2 protein-coding genes and 1 pseudogene are annotated in these 1,998 nt (G+C 22.8%); all 3 read left to right on the top strand.

Annotated elements, in window-relative coordinates:
• Window positions 1–256: 256 nt before the first annotated feature.
• A complete protein-coding gene (locus H9660_RS16070; RefSeq protein ID WP_191751377.1) occupies window positions 257–835 on the top strand; it encodes a hypothetical protein in 579 nt (192 codons plus the stop codon).
• Window positions 836–935: 100 nt separating this feature from the next.
• Entirely contained in the window at window positions 936–1,829 is an 894-nt protein-coding gene (locus H9660_RS16065) for an ATP-binding cassette domain-containing protein (RefSeq protein ID WP_191751376.1), read from the top strand.
• A pseudogene (locus tag H9660_RS16230) lies at window positions 1,813–1,998 on the top strand (hypothetical protein); the annotation flags it as partial. The gene H9660_RS16065 and the pseudogene H9660_RS16230, both read left to right, overlap by 17 nt.

Genomic DNA, 1,998 nt, shown 5'->3' with positions numbered 1-1,998 from the left:
TTATTATACTCCTTCCAGTATATTTAGTACTTTTAGTTAACGTAATAATTATACGTACACAAAACTTATATGTCAATTAAGTGAGTTATTATATAAATTTTAAACTTATATATATTATAATATAATAATGAAAATAATATTAAGGTAATATTAAGGAAAATTTAATTGAATTAAAATTTTAAATTCCATATAATACTAAGTGTACTATGTTACATAATGCACTTAGTATTTTTTTATATTCTTAGGAGGTAAAGATATGAAGAAATCACTTTTTTTAGCTATTGCTGGAGTTTTATTAGCTTTTTCTATGGTTTCAGCTTTAGGTAATAGAGAAAAGATATATGAGAAAAGGGAAAACTTTGATACTCCAGAAAAAGCAATAGCTAAATTTATTGGGTATATAAATAAATATGATTATATAAAGAATGATAATGGTTATTATACTATTCCTTCTAGGGATTTCTTAGAAAGTATATCTAAAAGATATAGATTATATTGTGGAGAAGAGGGTTGGAATAGAACTATTTATGAGACAGTACCAATTTTATTTAGTTATGATCTTGAAGAAGTAGAATATAATTCATTAATTAATATTAAAGAAAAATATGAGGATTCTTTTAAGAAAATATCTAATTATAGTAGAGATGAAAATCCAAGAGTGTTTAAATTAGTTGGATATGGAAGTTATAATGATCCAGAAAAAAGTGAAATAAGAGAAGATGGGACAATAGAGAATATAAATGATGTTAATGAAATACCTGTTATTATTTATCTAATTGTAGTTGACGAAGGAGAAGGATATGTAATTGATTTTTATAATTTTTCATATCAATAATTAGAAAAATTCAATGGTGTATTTAAGAATATTTTTAAATTAAAATATTGATAGTATTTAAAGGTTATAAAAGTATTTCCTGGGAAAAGGAGGGGATAATGTGCTAGAATTAAAAGATTTCTCTTTAGAATATGGAGAAAATAAAATTTTGGAAAACATAAACTTTTCTTTAGAAAAAGGAAAGGTATTAGGAATAGTTGGCCCTAGTGGAGTTGGTAAAACTTCTTTAATTAAAGGTATTGTTGGTATTTATAAAGGAACTTCGGGAAAAATCTTATATAATGGAGAAGAAGTTTATGATAATTCTAAGATAAAAGAAAAAATAGCTTATGTTCCAGATGAGCATAATAGTTTTTATTTAATAACCTTAAGAGAAATAATTAAATTTTATAAATCTATATATAATAAATTTGATGAAAAAAAGTTTTATAAAATAAATAAGATATTTAAAATACCATTAAATAAGAGATTTCTTCAGTTATCGAAGGGAATGAAAATGAGGGTTAATTTAATGGTTGCATTTTCATTAAATGCAGAATTATTAATATTAGATGAGCCTACTTCTGGCTTAGATCCAATTTTAAAAGAAAAAGTGCTTAAAATGATTGTAGAAGAAGTAGCAAATGGAGATAAATCTGTCATAGTTAGCTCTCACAATTTGATGGAGCTTGAAAGAATTTGTAACGATGTTTTAATTCTTAATGAAGGGAAAATAGAATATTATAATTCTTTAGAAAATATAAAACGTAATGTTAAGAAAATACAAGTAGCTTTTGATATGCCTGTATATATTGAAGATTTAAGTTTTGAAGGTATATTTAATATAAATCAAGTGGGAAGAGTATTTACTATTGTAATAGAAAATAATGATGATAGTTTTAAAGAACATATAAATAAATTTAAGCCTTTATTTATTGAAGAGATAGATTTAAGTTTAGAAGAGGTATTTATAAATAGAATAGAGGGGAAGGTAATTGATGAAGAAATATTTTAATAAAAGTTTATTTTATCAAGGTGATGCTAGTATTTTTCTTCCCTTATGTTTAGTTTATATAGGGATTTTTATATTTCTATTAATAGATATTAATAATTATTTTTATTATGATATAAAAATGTATCTTTACAATCAAATTAATCAAAATCTTATAGTTTCTTTTGAAAAT

The sequence above is a fragment of the Clostridium gallinarum genome (genome assembly GCF_014836325.1).
Classification (GTDB): domain Bacteria; phylum Bacillota; class Clostridia; order Clostridiales; family Clostridiaceae; genus Clostridium; species Clostridium gallinarum.
This window is presented reverse-complemented; position numbering and strand designations above follow the sequence as displayed.